Source organism: Corynebacterium sp. EPI-003-04-2554_SCH2473622 (assembly GCF_001665955.1).
Classification (GTDB): domain Bacteria; phylum Actinomycetota; class Actinomycetes; order Mycobacteriales; family Mycobacteriaceae; genus Corynebacterium; species Corynebacterium pseudodiphtheriticum.
The window spans coordinates 1-974 of sequence record NZ_LZMN01000047.1; the positions used below are offsets into that span (position 1 = coordinate 1).

Here is a 974-nt window from a genome sequence, read left to right on the forward strand (position 1 = left end):
AAGCCTGCGAAGGTTCAGATTCTTGATAAGGATAAGAAGCCTGTTGGGGATCCGATTGATGCGAAGGTGACTAAGGAGATTCCTGCTCCTTCTATTTCTGGTGATGCTGCTGAGGGTGGCAATGTCATCCCTGAGGGTGAGCCGACCCAGATTGGTCAGAAGGTTGCTAATCCGACTGAGGGTATGAGCGGTACCGTCACTGTTGATGGTCAGCCTGTTGATGATGCGACGGTAGCTGTTGATCCGCAGTCTGGCTCGCCGAGATTTTCTGGGAAGAATCCTTCAAGGGTCCAAGGGACTTTGACGATGAAAGTCTTGGTCTCGGTGGAGCCGTCTGCGTAGGTGAGTTCCACGTGTACTTCGATGGAGTCCTCTGGCGCTGCATCGCCACCTGGGATCACAGTAATTGATCCATTTTCTTCCAGGCGCACAGTCCAGTCCTGTTCGCCCTTGTTGTGTTCACCGTAGCCAACCAACAGGTCGACATCGGTGTCATGAGGAATCTCATCACCGGTGTTAGGAACGTTCACGCGTGAACCATCATCTGGAAGGTTGGTGTCGTTCCAGTTTGGATCGACGACTTCAGAGATGTCCTTAGTCACCTTCGCATCAATCGGATCCCCAACAGGCTTCTTATCCTTATCAAGAATCTGAACCTTCGCAGGCTTCTCAGTAACACCATCACCCAAAGTTCCCTCAGGAACCGTAACAGTGATCTCACCAGACTGCGGATCAACAGCTACCGTCGCATCATCAACAGGCTGACCATCAACAGTGACGGTACCGCTCATACCCTCAGTCGGATTAGCAACCTTCTGACCAATCTGGGTCGGCTCACCCTCAGGGATGACATTGCCACCCTCAGCAGCATCACCAGAAATAGAAGGAGCAGGAATCTCCTTAGTCACCTTCGCATCAATCGGATCCCCAACAGGCTTCTTATCCTTATCAAGAATCTGAACCTTCGCAGGCTA

At 51.6% G+C, this 974-nt stretch carries 1 protein-coding gene; it reads right to left on the bottom strand.

The window, feature by feature from the left end; genetic code table 11:
* Window positions 1-209: 209 nt before the first annotated feature.
* On the bottom strand, window positions 210-908 hold the full coding sequence (locus A5774_RS05445) for a YPDG domain-containing protein (protein ID WP_064833739.1): 699 nt from the start codon (window positions 906-908) through the stop codon (window positions 210-212).
* Between the last annotated feature and the right edge of the window lie 66 nt (window positions 909-974).